Source organism: Citrobacter freundii complex sp. CFNIH2 (genome assembly GCF_002880615.1).
Taxonomy (GTDB): Bacteria; Pseudomonadota; Gammaproteobacteria; order Enterobacterales; family Enterobacteriaceae; genus Citrobacter_A; species Citrobacter_A amalonaticus_F.
In genome coordinates this window covers 2,937,095-2,954,632 of sequence record NZ_CP025757.1, presented here as the reverse complement: position 1 = coordinate 2,954,632, position 17,538 = coordinate 2,937,095, and the positions used below count along the sequence as shown (strand labels likewise).

Annotated in this window: 15 protein-coding genes; all 15 read left to right on the top strand. The window is 56.1% G+C overall.

All coding sequences use genetic code 11. The features are described 5' to 3' along the window. The first annotated feature begins 4 nt into the window (after positions 1 to 4). The 15 genes from ilvI (at position 5) to WM46_RS14370 (ending at position 17,538) form a co-directional block, all read left to right on the top strand. Positions 5 to 1,729, top strand: a complete 1,725-nt coding sequence (gene ilvI, locus WM46_RS14440; RefSeq protein WP_102602619.1) for an acetolactate synthase 3 large subunit — start codon at positions 5 to 7, stop codon at positions 1,727 to 1,729. A 2-nt stretch (positions 1,730 to 1,731) separates the two neighbouring features. Beyond that, positions 1,732 to 2,223, top strand: a complete 492-nt coding sequence (gene ilvN / locus WM46_RS14435; RefSeq protein ID WP_042997945.1) for an acetolactate synthase small subunit — start codon at positions 1,732 to 1,734, stop codon at positions 2,221 to 2,223. A gap of 180 nt (positions 2,224 to 2,403) precedes the next feature. Beyond that, complete coding sequence (gene cra / locus WM46_RS14430) at positions 2,404 to 3,408, top strand: catabolite repressor/activator (protein WP_061076417.1); 1,005 nt, start codon at positions 2,404 to 2,406, stop codon at positions 3,406 to 3,408. Between the two features lie 611 nt (positions 3,409 to 4,019). Next, positions 4,020 to 4,478, top strand: a complete 459-nt coding sequence (gene mraZ, locus WM46_RS14425) for a division/cell wall cluster transcriptional repressor MraZ (RefSeq protein WP_044255498.1) — start codon at positions 4,020 to 4,022, stop codon at positions 4,476 to 4,478. Position 4,479: 1 nt separating this feature from the next. Next, a complete protein-coding gene (rsmH, locus tag WM46_RS14420; RefSeq protein ID WP_044255494.1) occupies positions 4,480 to 5,421 on the top strand; it encodes a 16S rRNA (cytosine(1402)-N(4))-methyltransferase RsmH in 942 nt (313 codons plus the stop codon). Further along, the gene (gene ftsL / locus WM46_RS14415) at positions 5,418 to 5,783 is read left to right on the top strand and encodes a cell division protein FtsL (protein WP_012904474.1); all 366 of its coding nucleotides are present in this window, start codon (positions 5,418 to 5,420) and stop codon (positions 5,781 to 5,783) included. The genes rsmH and ftsL overlap by 4 nt, the downstream gene beginning before the upstream one ends. Before the next feature lie 15 nt (positions 5,784 to 5,798). Further along, positions 5,799 to 7,565 (top strand): peptidoglycan glycosyltransferase FtsI, encoded by a 1,767-nt coding sequence (gene ftsI / locus WM46_RS14410; protein WP_042997941.1) that lies wholly within the window; start codon positions 5,799 to 5,801, stop codon positions 7,563 to 7,565. Next, positions 7,552 to 9,039, top strand: coding sequence for a UDP-N-acetylmuramoyl-L-alanyl-D-glutamate--2,6-diaminopimelate ligase (gene murE, locus WM46_RS14405; RefSeq protein ID WP_102602618.1), 1,488 nt, complete (start codon positions 7,552 to 7,554; stop codon positions 9,037 to 9,039). The genes ftsI and murE overlap by 14 nt, the downstream gene beginning before the upstream one ends. Next, a complete protein-coding gene (gene murF / locus WM46_RS14400; protein WP_102602617.1) occupies positions 9,036 to 10,394 on the top strand; it encodes a UDP-N-acetylmuramoyl-tripeptide--D-alanyl-D-alanine ligase in 1,359 nt (452 codons plus the stop codon). Before murE ends, murF begins: the two co-directional genes overlap by 4 nt. After that, positions 10,388 to 11,470, top strand: coding sequence for a phospho-N-acetylmuramoyl-pentapeptide-transferase (gene mraY, locus WM46_RS14395; protein ID WP_042997938.1), 1,083 nt, complete (start codon positions 10,388 to 10,390; stop codon positions 11,468 to 11,470). The genes murF and mraY overlap by 7 nt, the downstream gene beginning before the upstream one ends. 2 nt (positions 11,471 to 11,472) lie before the next feature. After that, the gene (murD, locus tag WM46_RS14390) at positions 11,473 to 12,789 is read left to right on the top strand and encodes a UDP-N-acetylmuramoyl-L-alanine--D-glutamate ligase (protein ID WP_102602616.1); all 1,317 of its coding nucleotides are present in this window, start codon (positions 11,473 to 11,475) and stop codon (positions 12,787 to 12,789) included. After that, positions 12,789 to 14,033, top strand: a complete 1,245-nt coding sequence (ftsW, locus tag WM46_RS14385; protein WP_061076422.1) for a cell division protein FtsW — start codon at positions 12,789 to 12,791, stop codon at positions 14,031 to 14,033. Before murD ends, ftsW begins: the two co-directional genes overlap by 1 nt. After that, a complete protein-coding gene (murG, locus tag WM46_RS14380) occupies positions 14,030 to 15,097 on the top strand; it encodes an undecaprenyldiphospho-muramoylpentapeptide beta-N-acetylglucosaminyltransferase (protein ID WP_102602615.1) in 1,068 nt (355 codons plus the stop codon). The genes ftsW and murG overlap by 4 nt, the downstream gene beginning before the upstream one ends. A 52-nt stretch (positions 15,098 to 15,149) precedes the next feature. After that, positions 15,150 to 16,625 (top strand): UDP-N-acetylmuramate--L-alanine ligase, encoded by a 1,476-nt coding sequence (murC, locus tag WM46_RS14375; protein WP_061076424.1) that lies wholly within the window; start codon positions 15,150 to 15,152, stop codon positions 16,623 to 16,625. Continuing rightward, positions 16,618 to 17,538, top strand: a complete 921-nt coding sequence (locus WM46_RS14370; RefSeq protein ID WP_102602614.1) for a D-alanine--D-alanine ligase — start codon at positions 16,618 to 16,620, stop codon at positions 17,536 to 17,538. The genes murC and WM46_RS14370 overlap by 8 nt, the downstream gene beginning before the upstream one ends.

The following is a 17,538-nucleotide window of genomic DNA, read 5'->3' as shown; positions in this document are numbered from 1 at the left end:
AGCCATGGAGATGTTGTCTGGAGCCGAAATGGTCGTCCGATCGCTTATCGATCAGGGCGTTAAGCAGGTATTCGGTTATCCCGGGGGCGCAGTCCTCGATATTTATGATGCGTTGCATACGGTCGGTGGGATCGATCACGTGCTCGTCCGCCATGAACAGGCTGCCGTGCATATGGCCGATGGCCTGGCGCGGGCAACAGGGGAAGTGGGCGTGGTGCTGGTGACTTCCGGTCCGGGTGCCACCAATGCGATTACTGGAATCGCGACGGCGTATATGGATTCTATTCCGTTAGTGATTCTTTCAGGTCAGGTCGCGACCTCGCTGATTGGCTACGACGCCTTTCAGGAGTGCGACATGGTGGGGATCTCTCGCCCGGTCGTGAAACACAGTTTTCTGGTGAAGCAAACGGAAGATATTCCGCAGGTGCTGAAAAAAGCCTTCTGGCTGGCGGCGAGCGGTCGTCCGGGACCGGTGGTGGTGGATTTGCCGAAGGATATTCTCAATCCTGGCAAAAAACTGCCTTACTCCTGGCCTGAGTCGGTCAGCATGCGGTCGTATAACCCCACCACTGCGGGCCATAAAGGACAGATTAAGCGCGCCCTGCAAACGCTGGTGGCGGCAAAAAAACCGGTTGTCTATGTCGGCGGTGGGGCGGTAACGGCGGGGTGCTATGAGCAACTGCATCAGACCATCGAAGCGCTCAACCTGCCGGTGGTCTCTTCGCTGATGGGACTCGGGGCATTTCCCGCAACGCACCGTCAGTCGCTCGGGATGCTGGGCATGCACGGTACCTATGAAGCCAACATGACGATGCATAACGCCGATGTGATTTTTGCCGTTGGGGTACGTTTTGACGATCGCACGACGAATAATCTGGCCAAGTATTGCCCGAATGCAACGGTGCTGCACATTGATATCGACCCGACTTCAATCTCTAAAACGGTGACTGCGGATATCCCGATTGTGGGTGATGCGCGCCAGGTGCTGGAGCAGTTGCTGGAATTATTGCCGCAGGAATCCGCCCAGCAGCCGCTGGATGATATTCGTGACTGGTGGCAACAGATTGAACGCTGGCGTGCGCGTCAGTGCCTGAAATATGACATGCACAGCGAAAGTATCAAGCCACAGGCGGTTATCGAGGCGATTTGGCGCCTGACTAATGGCGATGCGTATGTGACCTCGGATGTGGGTCAACATCAAATGTTTGCCGCGCTTTATTACCCCTTCGATAAACCGCGCCGTTGGATCAACTCTGGTGGTCTCGGCACGATGGGCTTCGGTTTGCCTGCGGCCCTGGGAGTGAAGATGGCGTTGCCGGAGGAAACGGTGGTCTGCGTGACGGGTGACGGCAGTATTCAGATGAACATTCAGGAGTTGTCGACTGCGCTGCAGTATAAACTGCCGGTGCTGGTGCTAAACCTGAACAACCGTTATCTGGGCATGGTCAAGCAGTGGCAGGACATGATCTACTCGGGTCGTCACTCTCAATCGTATATGCAGTCGCTGCCTGATTTTGTTCGCCTGGCGGAAGCCTACGGACATGTCGGCATTCAGATCTCTCGTCCTGATGAACTGGAAAGTCAATTGAGTGAAGCGCTGGCGCAAGTGAAAAACGGTCGTCTGGTGTTTGTTGATGTTACCGTCGATGGCAGCGAACACGTCTACCCGATGCAGATTCGCGGCGGCGGGATGGATGAAATGTGGTTAAGTAAAACGGAGAGGACCTGATTATGCGCCGGATATTATCAGTACTGCTGGAGAACGAATCCGGTGCGCTGTCGCGCGTGATCGGCCTTTTTGCTCAGCGGGGTTACAACATTGAGAGCCTGACCGTCGCGCCGACGGACGATCCGACGCTTTCTCGCATGACCATCCAGACGGTGGGCGACGAGAAAGTGCTGGAGCAGATTGAAAAGCAACTGCACAAGCTGGTAGATGTGCTGCGGGTCAGCGAACTCGGGCATGGCGCGCACGTCGAGCGCGAAATCATGCTCGTGAAGATTCAGGCCAGCGGCTATGGTCGGGAAGAGGTGAAACGCAACACGGAGATTTTTCGTGGGCAGATTATTGATGTCACGCCAAACCTCTATACCGTTCAACTGGCGGGGACCAGCGATAAGCTGGACGCTTTTCTGGCAACGTTGCGCGAAGTGGCGAAAATCGTTGAGGTTGCGCGTTCCGGTGTGGTGGGGCTATCGCGCGGCGACAAAATAATGCGCTAATCATTCTCTGTTCGTTAATTCATATGCCCAACTTCCTCCGTTGGGCATTTTTTTGCGAAATCCGTGGTAACCCGGAATAAAAGCGGTTGCCGCAGTAACTATTCTGCGCTTAGATGTTACCGATTTTAACCCATGCCGTTACAATGGTTATGGTTTGTACATTTTACGCAAGGGGCAATTGTGAAACTGGATGAAATCGCTCGGCTGGCTGGTGTATCGCGAACGACTGCAAGCTACGTAATTAACGGAAAAGCAAAGCAATACCGCGTGAGCGACAAGACTGTCGAAAAAGTCATGGCGGTGGTGCGTGAGCATAATTACCACCCGAATGCTGTGGCTGCCGGGCTACGTGCTGGACGCACACGTTCTATCGGTCTGGTGATCCCGGATCTGGAGAACACGAGCTATACCCGCATTGCGAATTATCTTGAACGCCAGGCGCGCCAGCGTGGTTATCAACTGCTGATTGCCTGTTCGGAAGATCAGCCTGATAACGAAATGCGCTGCATTGAACATCTCTTACAGCGCCAGGTTGATGCGATCATTGTCTCCACATCGTTGCCGCCGGAACACCCGTTCTATCAACGCTGGGCCAATGATACTTTCCCAATTGTGGCGCTGGATCGTGCATTAGATCGTGAACATTTTACCAGCGTCGTGGGCGCCGATCAGGACGATGCCGAAATGCTGGCCGGAGAGTTGCGTAAGTTCCCGGCTGACACTGTGCTTTATCTGGGCGCGCTGCCGGAGTTGTCCGTCAGCTTCCTGCGCGAGCAGGGTTTCCGTGCCGCCTGGAAAGACGATCCGCGTGAAGTGAATTTTCTGTATGCCAACAGCTATGAGCGTGATGCGGCGGCACAGCTATTTGAAAAATGGCTGGAGACGCATCCGATGCCGCAGGCGCTGTTTACCACCTCATTCGCCCTGTTGCAGGGGGTGATGGATGTGACGCTGCGCCGTGATGGTAAGCTGCCTTCCGATCTGGCGATTGCGACCTTTGGCGACAACGAACTGCTGGATTTCTTGCAGTGCCCGGTTCTGGCCGTGGCGCAGCGCCATCGTGATGTTGCAGAGCGCGTGCTGGAAATTGTCCTGGCGAGTCTGGATGAGCCGCGTAAACCAAAACCCGGTTTAACGCGCATTAAACGTAACCTCTACCGTCGGGGCGTATTAAGCCGCAGCTAGTCAATTTCTGAATTCTGCGCCAGAAGACAATTTTTCTGGCGCAACTTAACGATCTCCTCTCCACAATACCCTCACCATAATTAAGATTATTCCTTAAAGTTTTCTCAACTTTACCGAAATAATCCGTATTTAAACGAAACAGAGCCGATTTCAGGTTATTGAGACGTAACGGCAGGTTAGAGTTGTATTATTTTGTTACATGCTTGTCGTGAATTGCCGAATTAACAAACACTTTTTGTCGCCGGAGCGCGAATGTCTCGGCGGGCTTGTCGGTGCGCGGTGTTAGCAGCCATAAACAGGGACTGTATTCATGATGCAATATGTCCTAAAATGCCGCTCGCGTCGCAAACTGACACTTTATATTCCCTTCTGAGAATAATTGTTCGTTTTAAAACGGTGATGAGTTTTGGGATTTTTTTCTTACAAATATTCATGACGTTAATTTGCTTCGTTCGTTGGACGGAATTTAATCAACGCTGATATTAGCCGTAAACATTGGGTTTTTTACTCAGGTAAGCGTTGTGACTCGCTTGACAAGCTTTTCCTCCGCTCCGTAAACTCCTTTGAGTGGGAATTTGTGGGGCAAAGTGGTAATGAGGGGGGAGACTGGCATGTTCCGGGGAGCAACGTTAGTCAATCTCGACAGTAAAGGGCGCTTATCTGTGCCTACCCGTTACCGGGATCAACTGATCGAGAGCGCTACCGGTCAAATGGTTTGTACCATTGACATCCATCACCCGTGCCTGCTGCTTTACCCCCTGCCTGAATGGGAAATTATCGAGCAAAAATTATCGCGTCTGTCGAGCATGAACCCGGTAGAGCGCCGCGTGCAGCGTTTACTGTTGGGGCATGCCAGCGAATGTCAGATGGACAGTGCCGGGCGATTACTGGTGGCGCCTGTCCTGCGGCAACATGCCGGGCTGACAAAAGAAGTGATGCTGGTTGGACAGTTCAACAAATTTGAACTGTGGGATGAAACGACCTGGTATCAACAGGTCAAGGAAGATATCGACGCTGAGCAGAGTGCGACCGGGACGTTGTCGGAGCGCCTGCAGGACTTGTCTCTATAAGATGATGGAAAATTTTAAACACACCACGGTGCTGCTGGACGAGGCCGTAAACGGTCTGAATATTCGCCCTGATGGCATCTACATTGATGGAACATTTGGTCGCGGTGGTCACTCGCGTCTCATTCTCTCGCAGCTTGGCGAAGAGGGACGTCTGCTGGCAATCGATCGCGATCCGCAGGCGATCGCCGTCGCCCAGACCATCAATGATCCTCGCTTCTCCATCATTCATGGACCTTTCTCCGCGCTGGCTGACTATGTTGGCGAGCGCGAACTGACCGGCAAGATCGACGGGATTCTTCTCGATCTTGGCGTCTCTTCACCGCAGCTTGACGACGCTGAGCGCGGTTTCTCTTTCATGCGTGATGGCCCGCTGGATATGCGCATGGATCCCACTCGCGGCCAGTCGGCTGCCGAATGGCTGCAAACCGCAGAAGAAGCCGATATCGCCTGGGTGCTGAAGACCTTTGGCGAAGAGCGTTTTGCCAAACGTATTGCCCGCGCCATCGTTGAGCGCAACCGCGAACAGCCCATGACCCGCACTAAAGAACTGGCGGAAGTGGTCGCGGCGGCAACGCCGGTGAAGGACAAATTCAAACATCCCGCGACCCGTACCTTCCAGGCGGTGCGCATCTGGGTGAACAGTGAACTGGAGGAGATAGAGCAGGCGCTAAAAAGCTCGCTCAGCGTGCTGGCCCCGGGTGGGCGGCTTTCTGTCATCAGTTTCCACTCGCTGGAAGACCGCATTGTGAAACGCTTTATGCGTGAGCAAAGCCGCGGTCCGCAGGTTCCGGCCGGATTACCGATGACGGAAGAGCAGCTCAAAAAACTGGGCGGTCGTGAGCTAAGAGCATTAGGCAAGTTGATGCCGGGTGAAGAAGAGGTTGCAGAGAATCCTCGTGCCCGTAGTTCAGTTCTGCGTATTGCAGAGAGGACGAACGCATGATCAGCAGAGTGACAGAGGCCCTCAGCAAAGTTAAGGGATCGATTGGAAGCAACGAGCGCCATGCTTTGCCTGGCGTGATCGGTGACGATCTTTTGCGATTTGGGAAGCTGCCACTCTGCCTGTTCATTTGCATCATTGTGACGGCGGTGACGGTGGTCACGACCGCACACCACACACGATTACTGACTGCGCAACGCGAACAACTGGTTCTGGAGCGCGATGCGCTGGATATCGAGTGGCGCAACCTGATCCTTGAGGAGAATGCGCTCGGCGATCATAGCCGGGTGGAACGGATCGCAACGGAGAAGCTGCAAATGCAGCATGTTGATCCCTCACAAGAAAATATCGTAGTGCAAAAATAAGGAAAAACGCGACGCATGAAAGCAGCGGCAAAAACGCTAAAACCAAAACGTCAGGAAGAACAGGCCAACTTTATCAGTTGGCGTTTTGCGTTGCTGTGCGGCTGCATTTTACTGGCGCTGGGTTTCCTGCTGGGCCGTGTCGCCTGGCTGCAGATTATCGCGCCGGATATGCTGGTCCGTCAGGGTGACATGCGTTCGCTGCGCGTACAGGAAGTGGCAACGTCGCGCGGTATGATCACCGACCGTTCGGGCCGTCCGCTGGCCGTCAGCGTGCCAGTGAAAGCTATCTGGGCCGATCCGAAAGAGGTGCATGAAGCCGGGGGTATTACCGTTGGCGACCGCTGGCGAGCGCTCTCCACCGCTCTGAATATCCCCCTCGATCAACTGTCTGCCCGGATCAATGCTAACCCAAAAGGGCGTTTTATCTATCTGGCGCGTCAGTTAAACCCGGATATGGCGGATTACATCAAAAAACTGAAGCTGCCGGGCATTTATCTGCGCGAAGAGTCCCGTCGTTACTATCCTTCCGGCGAAGTGACCGCTCACCTCATTGGTTTCACCAACGTGGATAGCCAGGGGATTGAAGGCGTTGAGAAGAGTTTTGACAAATGGCTCACCGGTCAACCGGGCGAGCGTATTGTGCGTAAAGACCGCTACGGTCGCGTCATTGAAGATATCTCTTCTACCGACAGCCAGGCAGCGCATAACCTCGCGCTGAGCATTGACGAACGCCTGCAGGCGTTGGTGTATCGCGAACTGAACAATGCGGTGGCGTTTAACAAGGCGGAATCCGGGAGCGCGGTGCTGGTTGATGTGAGCACCGGTGAAGTGCTGGCAATGGCGAACAGCCCGTCCTACAACCCGAACAACCTGAGCGGCACGCCAAAAGACGCGATGCGTAACCGTACCATTACCGACGTTTTCGAGCCGGGTTCTACCGTCAAACCGATGGTGGTGATGACCGCGCTCCAGCGTGGTGTGGTGCGGGAAAACAGCGTGCTCAATACCGTGCCCTACCGAATTAACGGCCACGAAATCAAAGACGTGGCGCGCTACAGCGAATTGACCCTGACCGGGGTTTTACAGAAGTCGAGTAACGTCGGTGTTTCTAAGCTGGCGTTAGCGATGCCGTCCTCAGCGTTAGTAGATACTTACTCACGTTTTGGGCTAGGAAAGGCGACCAATTTGGGGTTGGTCGGAGAACGCAGTGGCTTATATCCTCAAAAACAACGGTGGTCTGACATAGAGAGGGCCACCTTCTCTTTCGGCTACGGGCTAATGGTAACCCCGTTACAGTTAGCGCGAGTCTACGCAACGATTGGCAGCTATGGCGTTTATCGTCCGCTGTCGATTACCAAAGTTGACCCCCCGGTTCCCGGCGAGCGCATTTTCCCGGAATCGACCGTACGTACCGTTGTGCACATGATGGAAAGCGTGGCGCTGCCTGGCGGCGGCGGGGTGAAGGCGGCGATTAAAGGTTATCGTATCGCCATTAAAACCGGTACCGCGAAGAAAGTCGGTCCGGATGGCCGCTATATCAACAAATACATTGCTTATACCGCAGGCGTTGCGCCTGCGAGTCAGCCGCGCTTCGCGCTGGTTGTTGTTATCAACGATCCGCAGGCGGGTAAATACTACGGCGGCGCCGTTTCCGCGCCGGTATTCGGTGCCATCATGGGCGGCGTTCTGCGCACCATGAACATCGAACCGGATGCGCTGGCAACGGGCGAAAAAAGTGAATTCGTAATTAATCAAGGCGAGGGAACAGGTGGCAGATCGTAATTTGCGCGACCTTCTTGCTCCGTGGGTATCAGGTTTACCTGCGCGAGAACTGCGAGAGATGACACTCGACAGCCGTGTGGCTGCGTCGGGCGATCTCTTTGTGGCAGTGGTGGGTCATCAGGCGGACGGGCGTCGATATATCCCGCAGGCGATAGCGCAAGGTGTGGCTGCCATTATTGCAGAGGCGAAAGACGAGGCAACCGACGGCGAAGTGCGTGAAATGCACGGCGTACCGGTTATCTATCTCAGCCAGCTTAACGAGCGTTTATCTGCGCTGGCGGGCCGCTTTTATCACGAGCCATCTGAAAACATGCGTCTGGTCGGCGTCACCGGCACGAACGGTAAAACCACCACGACCCAACTGCTGGCGCAGTGGAGCCAACTGCTCGGCGAAACCAGCGCAGTGATGGGCACGGTCGGTAACGGCCTGCTCGGTAAAGTGATCCCAACGGAAAATACCACCGGCTCGGCGGTAGACGTTCAGCAAGTGCTGGCGGGACTGGTTGATCAGGGCGCGACCTTATGCGCGATGGAAGTCTCTTCCCACGGTCTGGTGCAGCATCGCGTCGCCGCGCTGAAATTTGCCGCTTCGGTGTTTACCAATTTAAGCCGTGACCATCTGGATTATCACGGTGACATGGAGCATTACGAAGCCGCGAAATGGCTGCTTTTCTCTACGCACCATTGTGGACAGGCGATTATCAACGCGGATGATGAAGTCGGTCGCCGTTGGCTGGCGAATCTGCCGGATGCCGTGGCCGTCTCCATGGAAGATCATATCAACCCTAACTGTCATGGCCGTTGGCTGAAGGCCGTTGAGGTGAATTATCACGACAGCGGCGCGACCATCCGCTTTGCCTCAAGCTGGGGCGAGGGTGAGATTGAAAGTCGTCTGATGGGCGCGTTTAACGTCAGCAATCTGCTGCTGGCGCTGGCCACGCTGCTGGCGCTGGGCTATCCACTGGCTGACTTACTGAAAACCGCCGCGCGTCTGCAACCGGTTTGCGGGCGTATGGAAGTCTTTAGCGCGCCGGGTAAAACCACCGTAGTCGTCGATTATGCCCATACCCCTGATGCGCTGGAAAAAGCGCTGCAGGCGGCGCGTCTGCACTGCACCGGGCAACTCTGGTGCGTCTTTGGCTGCGGCGGCGATCGTGACAAAGGAAAGCGCCCGCTGATGGGGGCGATTGCCGAAGAGTTCGCCGATGTTGTGGTCGTAACGGACGACAACCCGCGTACTGAAGAGCCGCGCGCCATTATCGACGACATTCTGGCAGGCATGCTGGATGCCGGTCGGGCAAAAGTGATGGAAGGCCGCGCCGAAGCGGTGACCAATGCCATTATGCAGGCGAAAGATAACGATGTAGTGCTGGTGGCGGGTAAAGGCCACGAGGATTACCAGATTGTCGGTACGCAGCGTCTCGACTATTCCGACCGCGTAACCGCGGCGCGCCTGCTGGGGGTGATCGCATGATTCGCGTAACGCTCAGCCAGCTCGCCGGTATTCTCGGCGGCGAACTGAAAGGGAACGATCTGTCCCTCGATGCCGTCACCACCGATACGCGTAAGCTGACGCCGGGCTGCCTGTTTGTGGCGCTCAAAGGCGAACGTTTTGATGCTCACGATTTTGCCGAACAGGCAAAAGAAGGCGGGGCAGGCGCGCTGTTGGTCAGCCGTCCGCTGGCAGTTGATTTGCCGCAGGTGATTGTGCAAGACACCCGTCTGGCCTTCGGCGAACTGGCTGCGTGGGTTCGCGCGCAGGTTCCGGCGCGCGTGGTGGCATTAACCGGTTCGTCCGGTAAAACCTCTGTGAAAGAGATGGCGGCGGCGATGCTAAGCCAGTGTGGCAACACGCTCTATACCGCAGGCAATCTTAACAACGATATCGGTGTACCGATGACGCTGCTGCGTTTAACCGCGGATGTTGACTACGCGGTGATTGAATTAGGCGCTAACCACCAGGGGGAAATCGCCTGGACCGTCGGCCTGACGCGCCCGGAAGCGGCGCTGGTCAACAACCTGGCGGCGGCGCATCTGGAAGGCTTCGGCTCGCTGGCGGGAGTGGCGAAAGCGAAAGGCGAAATCTTTACCGGTCTGCCTGAAAACGGCATTGCCATTATGAACGCCGATAACAATGACTGGCTGAACTGGCAAAGCATTATCGGCGATCGAAAAGTCTGGCGCTTTTCACCGAATGCCGCCAACAGCGATTTCACCGCCACCAATGTGCATGTGACGTCACATGGCACCGAATTTTTACTGCAAACGCCTGGCGGAAGCATTGATGTACTGCTGCCGTTGCCCGGGCGTCACAATATCGCCAACGCACTGGCGGCGGCGGCACTGTCGATGGCTGTTGGCGCGACGCTGGAGGCGATCAAAACCGGTCTGGCGAATTTAAAAGCGGTACCGGGGCGTCTGTTCCCTGTCCAGTTAGCGGAAAACCAACTGCTGCTCGATGATTCGTATAACGCCAACGTCGGGTCAATGACTGCCGCGGTACAGGTGCTGTCCGAAATGCCGGGTTACCGTGTGCTGGTTGTCGGCGATATGGCCGAGTTGGGCGCAGAAAGCGAAGCCTGCCACGTGCAGGTCGGTGAGGCGGCGAAAGCGGCAGGCATCGACTGCGTATTGAGTTCAGGGAAACTGAGCAAGGCTATCAGCGATACCAGTGGCGTCGGCGAACATTTTGCGGATAAACCCGCGCTGATCGCGCGTCTGCAGGCACTGATTGCAGAGCAACAGATTATTACCATTTTGGTGAAGGGTTCACGTAGTGCCGCCATGGAAGAGGTCGTACGCGCATTACAGGAGAAAGGATCATGCTAGTTTGGCTGGCCGAACATTTGGTCAAATATTATTCCGGCTTTAACGTCTTTTCCTATCTGACGTTTCGCGCCATTGTCAGCCTGCTGACCGCGCTGTTCATCTCATTGTGGATGGGCCCGCGCATGATCGCCCGTCTGCAAAAACTCTCTTTCGGCCAGGTCGTACGTAACGATGGTCCGGAGTCCCACTTCAGCAAGCGCGGCACGCCGACGATGGGCGGGATCATGATCCTGACGGCGATCGTTATTTCCGTTCTGCTGTGGGCCTATCCGTCAAACCCGTACGTCTGGTGCGTGTTGGTGGTGCTGATTGGTTACGGCATTATCGGCTTCGTCGATGACTACCGCAAAGTGGTCCGCAAAGACACCAAAGGCCTGATTGCGCGCTGGAAATACTTCTGGATGTCGGTCATTGCGCTGGGCGTTGCTTTCGCACTGTACCTCGCCGGGAAAGACACGCCGGCGACAGAGCTGGTGGTGCCGTTCTTTAAAGACGTCATGCCGCAACTGGGGCTGTTCTACGTTCTGCTGGCATATTTCGTGATTGTCGGCACCGGCAACGCGGTGAACCTGACTGACGGCCTGGATGGCCTGGCGATTATGCCAACCGTCTTCGTCGCGGGGGGATTCGCGCTGGTGGCGTGGGCGACCGGTAACATGAATTTTGCCAACTATCTGCATATTCCGTACTTACGTCATGCCGGCGAACTGGTGATCGTCTGTACGGCGATTGTCGGCGCGGGCTTAGGCTTCCTGTGGTTTAACACCTATCCGGCGCAGGTCTTCATGGGCGACGTCGGATCGCTGGCGCTGGGCGGCGCGCTTGGCATTATCGCCGTGCTGCTGCGTCAGGAGTTCCTGCTGGTGATCATGGGCGGGGTATTTGTGGTGGAGACCCTGTCGGTGATATTGCAGGTCGGTTCCTTCAAGCTGCGCGGTCAGCGTATCTTCCGCATGGCGCCGATTCATCACCACTATGAACTGAAAGGCTGGCCGGAACCGCGCGTGATTGTGCGCTTCTGGATTATTTCGCTGATGCTGGTCCTGATTGGCCTGGCAACGCTGAAGGTACGTTAATCATGGCTGATTACCAGGGTAAAAACGTCGTCATTATCGGTCTGGGATTAACCGGACTCTCTTGCGTGGACTTTTTCCTCGCTCGTGGCGTGACCCCTCGCGTGATGGATACCCGTGCGACACCACCGGGACTGGATAAGTTACCGGAGGCAGTAGAGCGTCATGTCGGCAGTCTGAACGATGACTGGTTGTTGGCGGCGGATCTGATTGTGGCAAGCCCTGGTATCGCCCTTGCGCATCCGTCACTGAGCGCAGCGGCTGATGCGGGCGTTGAGATTGTTGGCGATATCGAGTTGTTCTGCCGTGAAGCGCAGGCACCGATTGTGGCGATCACCGGTTCGAACGGGAAAAGCACCGTCACGACGCTGGTGGGTGAAATGGCGAAAGCGGCAGGAGTGAACGTCGGCGTTGGCGGCAACATTGGCCTGCCCGCCTTGATGCTGCTGGATGCAGAACGCGAATTGTATGTACTTGAACTCTCCAGCTTCCAGCTGGAAACCACGTTCAGCCTGCAGGCGGCTGCGGCCACCATTCTGAACGTGACCGAAGATCACATGGATCGGTATCCGTTTGGTTTACAACAGTATCGCGCGGCAAAACTGCGCGTTTACGAGAATGCGAAAGTCTGTGTGGTCAATGCTGATGATGCGTTGACGATGCCGATTCGTGGCGCCGACGAGCGCTGTGTGAGCTTTGGCGTCAACATGGGCGATTACCACCTTAACCGTCAGCAGGGCGAAACCTGGCTGCGGGTGAAGGGGGAAAAAGTGCTGAACGTGAAAGAGATGAAGCTTTCCGGCCAGCATAACTACACCAACGCCCTGGCGGCGCTGGCGCTGGCGGATGCGGCAGGTTTACCGCGCGCCAGCAGCCTGAAAGCGCTGACGACGTTCACCGGACTGGCGCATCGCTTCCAGTTAGCGCTGAACCATAACGGCGTGCGCTGGATTAACGACTCGAAAGCGACCAACGTCGGCAGCACCGAAGCGGCGCTGAATGGCCTGCATGTTGACGGTACGCTGCATCTGCTGCTGGGCGGCGATGGTAAATCGGCGGACTTCTCTTCGCTGAGTCGTTATCTGGAAGGCGATCGCGTGCGTTTGTACTGTTTCGGTCGCGATGGCGCGCAACTGGCGGCGCTGCGTCCGGAAATTGCGGAACAAACCGACACGATGGAAGAGGCGATGCGTCTGCTGGCGCCGCGTCTGCAGGCGGGCGATATGGTGCTGTTGTCTCCGGCCTGCGCCAGCCTCGATCAGTTTAAGAATTTTGAACAACGGGGCGATGTCTTCACCCGTCTGGCGAAGGAGTTGGGTTGATGCGTTTATCTCTCCCTCGCCTGAGACTGCCGCGCCTGCCGGGACTTGGAATCCTGGGATGGATCTTTGCGGCGCTTAAAGGCTGGGTGATGGGCTCGCGGGATAAGGATTCCGACAGTCTGATCATGTACGATCGCGTGCTGCTGTGGCTGACGTTAGGCCTCGCGGCGATCGGTTTTATCATGGTGACGTCGGCATCCATGCCGGTAGGTCAACGTCTGGCGGGCGATCCGTTCCTGTTTGCCAAGCGTGATGCGCTCTATATTTTTCTGGCATTTTGTCTGGCGATGATCACGCTGCGTCTGCCTATGGAGTTCTGGCAGAAGTACAGCACGACGATGCTGATCGCCTCGATCATTATGCTGTTGATCGTGCTGGTAGTGGGCAGTTCGGTGAACGGGGCATCGCGTTGGATCGCATTAGGTCCGCTGCGTATTCAGCCCGCGGAATTTACCAAGCTGTCGCTGTTCTGCTATCTGGCGAACTACCTGGTGCGCAAGGTTGACGAAGTTCGTAATAACCTGCGCGGCTTCCTGAAGCCGATGGGCGTGATTCTGGTACTGGCGATCCTGCTGCTGGCGCAGCCGGACCTCGGTACGGTGGTGGTGCTGTTCGTGACCACACTGGCGATGCTGTTTCTGGCCGGGGCGAAGTTGTGGCAGTTCATTGCCATCATCGGCATGGGGATTTCAGCGGTCGTGCTGCTGATTCTCGCCGAACCGTATCGTATTCGCCGCGTAACCTCGTTCTGGAACCCATGGGAAGATCCGTTTGGTAGCGGATACCAGCTTACCCAGTCACTGATGGCGTTCGGTCGCGGTGAGATGTGGGGACAGGGACTGGGCAACTCGGTACAGAAACTGGAGTATTTGCCGGAAGCGCATACCGACTTTATCTTCGCCATCATTGGGGAAGAACTGGGTTATATCGGTGTGGTATTGGCGCTTTTAATGGTATTCTTCGTCGCTTTTCGCGCGATGTCGATTGGCCGCAAAGCGCTGGAGATCGACCACCGTTTTTCCGGATTTTTGGCCTGTTCCATCGGTATTTGGTTTAGTTTTCAGGCACTGGTGAACGTCGGCGCGGCGGCAGGCATGCTGCCAACCAAAGGTCTGACGCTGCCGCTCATCAGTTACGGTGGCTCGAGTTTGCTGATTATGTCGACGGCCATCATGTTTTTGTTGCGAATTGATTATGAAACGCGCCTGGAAAAAGCACAGGCGTTTACACGAGGTTCACGATGAGTGGTCAAGCGAAGCGGTTAATGGTGATGGCGGGCGGTACCGGCGGACACGTGTTCCCGGGACTGGCGGTCGCGCACCATTTAATGTCCCAGGGCTGGGAAGTTCGCTGGCTGGGTACCGCAGACCGTATGGAAGCGGATTTAGTCCCTAAGCATGGCATCGATATTGACTTCATCCGTATCTCCGGATTGCGCGGAAAAGGCGTGAAAGCACTGTTGGTCGCTCCGTTGCGTATTTTCAACGCATGGCGTCAGGCACGCGCAATCATGAAAAGTTTTAAACCCGATGTAGTGCTGGGGATGGGCGGGTATGTTTCCGGTCCCGGCGGTCTGGCCGCGTGGTCACTGGGCATTCCGGTCGTGCTGCACGAGCAAAATGGTATCGCCGGGTTAACGAATAAATGGCTGGCGAGAATTGCTACGAAGGTCATGCAGGCGTTTCCTGGTGCGTTTCCGAATGCGGAAGTGGTCGGGAACCCGGTACGTACCGACGTGCTGGCGCTGCCGCTGCCGCAGGATCGTCTGGCCGGGCGCGAAGGTCCGATTCGTGTGCTGGTGATCGGGGGATCGCAGGGCGCTCGCGTGCTGAATCAAACCCTGCCCCAGGTTGCCGGCAGACTGGGTGATGCGGTGACTATCTGGCATCAGAGTGGGAAAGGCGCGCAGCAGACCGTAGAACAGGCCTATGCCGATGCGGGACAACCGCAGCATAAGGTGACGGAATTTATTGATGACATGGCGGCCGCCTACGCGTGGGCCGATGTGGTGGTCTGTCGTTCTGGTGCATTGACGGTCAGTGAAATTGCCGCCGCCGGTTTGCCTGCGCTGTTTGTGCCGTTTCAACATAAAGATCGACAGCAGTACTGGAATGCGCTGCCGCTGGAAAAAGCGGGCGCAGCCAAAATTCTCGAGCAGCCGCAGTTTACTGTGGATGCCGTCGCCAGCACCCTGTCCGGGTGGTCGCGAGAAAGTTTGTTAACCATGGCAGAACGTGCCCGCGCTGCATCCATTCCGGATGCCACCGAGCGTGTCGCAAATGAAGTGAGCCGGGCTGCCCGGGCGTAATTGTAGCGGTGCCTTTTGCATCGCATGAATTGAGAAGTGAATGGCGTAAAGAATGAATACACAACAACTGGCAAAACTGCGTTCCATCGTGCCCGAAATGCGTCGCGTTCGGCACATTCACTTTGTCGGCATCGGTGGTGCCGGTATGGGCGGTATTGCCGAAGTTCTGGCCAATGAAGGGTATCAGATCAGTGGTTCCGATTTAGCGCCAAACCCGGTGACGCAGCAGTTGACGAACCTGGGAGCAACGATTTATTTCAACCATCGCCCGGAAAACGTGCGTGATGCGAGCGTAGTTGTGGTCTCCAGCGCCATCTCGGCCGATAACCCGGAAATTGTGGCGGCGCATGAAGCGCGCATCCCGGTGATCCGTCGCGCGGAGATGCTGGCGGAGCTGATGCGTTTTCGTCACGGCATCGCGATTGCCGGGACACACGGTAAAACGACTACCACCGCGATGGTCTCCAGTATTTACGCGGAAGCGGGACTGGACCCGACCTTCGTTAACGGCGGTCTGGTGAAAGCGGCGGGCGTGCATGCGCGTCTGGGTCATAGCCGTTACTTAATTGCGGAAGCGGATGAGAGCGACGCGTCGTTCCTCCATCTGCAGCCGATGGTGGCGATTGTCACCAACATCGAAGCCGACCACATGGATACCTACCATGGCGATTTCGAGAATTTAAAGCAGACGTTTATTAACTTCCTGCATAACCTGCCGTTTTATGGTCGTGCGGTGATGTGTGTTGATGACCCGGTGATCCGCGAGCTACTGCCGCGCGTGGGCCGTCAGACGACCACTTACGGCTTTAGCGATGACGCTGACGTTCGTGTGCAAGATTATCAGCAGGTGGGGCCGCAAGGCCACTTCACTCTGTTGCGCCAGGGGATGCAAGACCTGCGCGTCACGCTGAATGCGCCAGGTCGCCATAACGCCCTGAACGCGGCGGCGGCCGTGGCGGTTGCGACGGAAGAAGGTATTGCAGACGAAGCGATCCTGCGCGCGCTGGAAAGCTTCCAGGGTACCGGGCGCCGCTTCGACTTCCTCGGTGAATACCCGCTCGAGCCGGTTAACGGTAAAGCCGGTACGGCAATGCTGGTGGATGATTACGGACATCACCCGACGGAAGTGGATGCGACCATTAAAGCGGCGCGGGCGGGCTGGCCGGACAAAAATCTGGTGATGCTGTTTCAGCCGCACCGTTTCACGCGTACGCGTGATCTGTATGACGACTTTGCCAACGTGCTGACCCAGGTTGATGCGTTGCTGATGCTGGATGTCTATGCGGCGGGTGAAGCGCCGATTCCAGGAGCGGACAGCCGTTCGCTGTGCCGCACTATTCGTGGTCGCGGTAAAATCGACCCGATTCTGGTTTCCGATCCCGCGCAGGTCGCAGAAATGCTGGCGCCGGTATTAACCGGCAATGATTTGATTCTGGTACAGGGTGCGGGAAATATCGGCAAAATCGCGCGTTCCTTAGCTGAAATCAAACTGAAGCCGCAAATTCAGGAGGACGAGCAACATGGCTGATAAAATCGCGGTCCTGCTGGGCGGTACCTCTGCTGAACGTGATGTGTCGCTGAATTCCGGCGCGGCAGTGCTGGCCGGATTACGTGAAGGCGGCGTGGATGCGCATCCGGTCGATCCGAAAGAGGTCGACGTTACGCTGCTGAAGTCGATGGGCTTTCAGAAAGTCTTTATCGCCCTGCATGGTCGCGGCGGGGAAGACGGAACCTTACAGGGACTGCTGGAGCTGGTTGGCTTGCCTTATACCGGCAGCGGCGTAATGGCATCGGCGATCTCAATGGATAAACTGCGCAGCAAGTTGCTGTGGCAGGGGGCGAGATTACCCGTCGCGCCATGGGTCGCGCTGACGCGATCTCAGTTTGAAAAAGGTCTTGACGAAGAACAGGTTACGCAAATTTCTGCGCTGGGTTTACCGCTGATTGTGAAGCCCAGCCGTGAAGGGTCCAGCGTGGGAATGTCAAAAGTGTCAGAATATGACGCTTTACAGGATGCATTAACGCTGGCATTTCAGCATGATGAAGAAGTTCTGATCGAGAAATGGCTCAGCGGTCCGGAATTTACGGTAGCGATACTGGGTGAAGAAATTTTACCCGCAATTCGTATCCAACCCGCCGGAACCTTCTATGATTATGAGGCGAAGTATCTGTCTGATGAAACACAGTATTTCTGCCCTGCGGGTCTGGAAAGCGAACAAGAGGCTATTTTGCAGGCAGTCGTGCTGAAAGCATGGACAACCCTGGGCTGTAAAGGCTGGGGGCGCATTGACGTCATGCTGGATAACGATGGCCAGTTTTATCTGCTGGAAGCGAATACCTCTCCGGGTATGACCAGCCACAGCCTGGTGCCGATGGCGGCGCGTCAGGCGGGGATGAGTTTCTCGCAGTTGGTGGTACGAATTCTGGAGTTGGCGGACTGA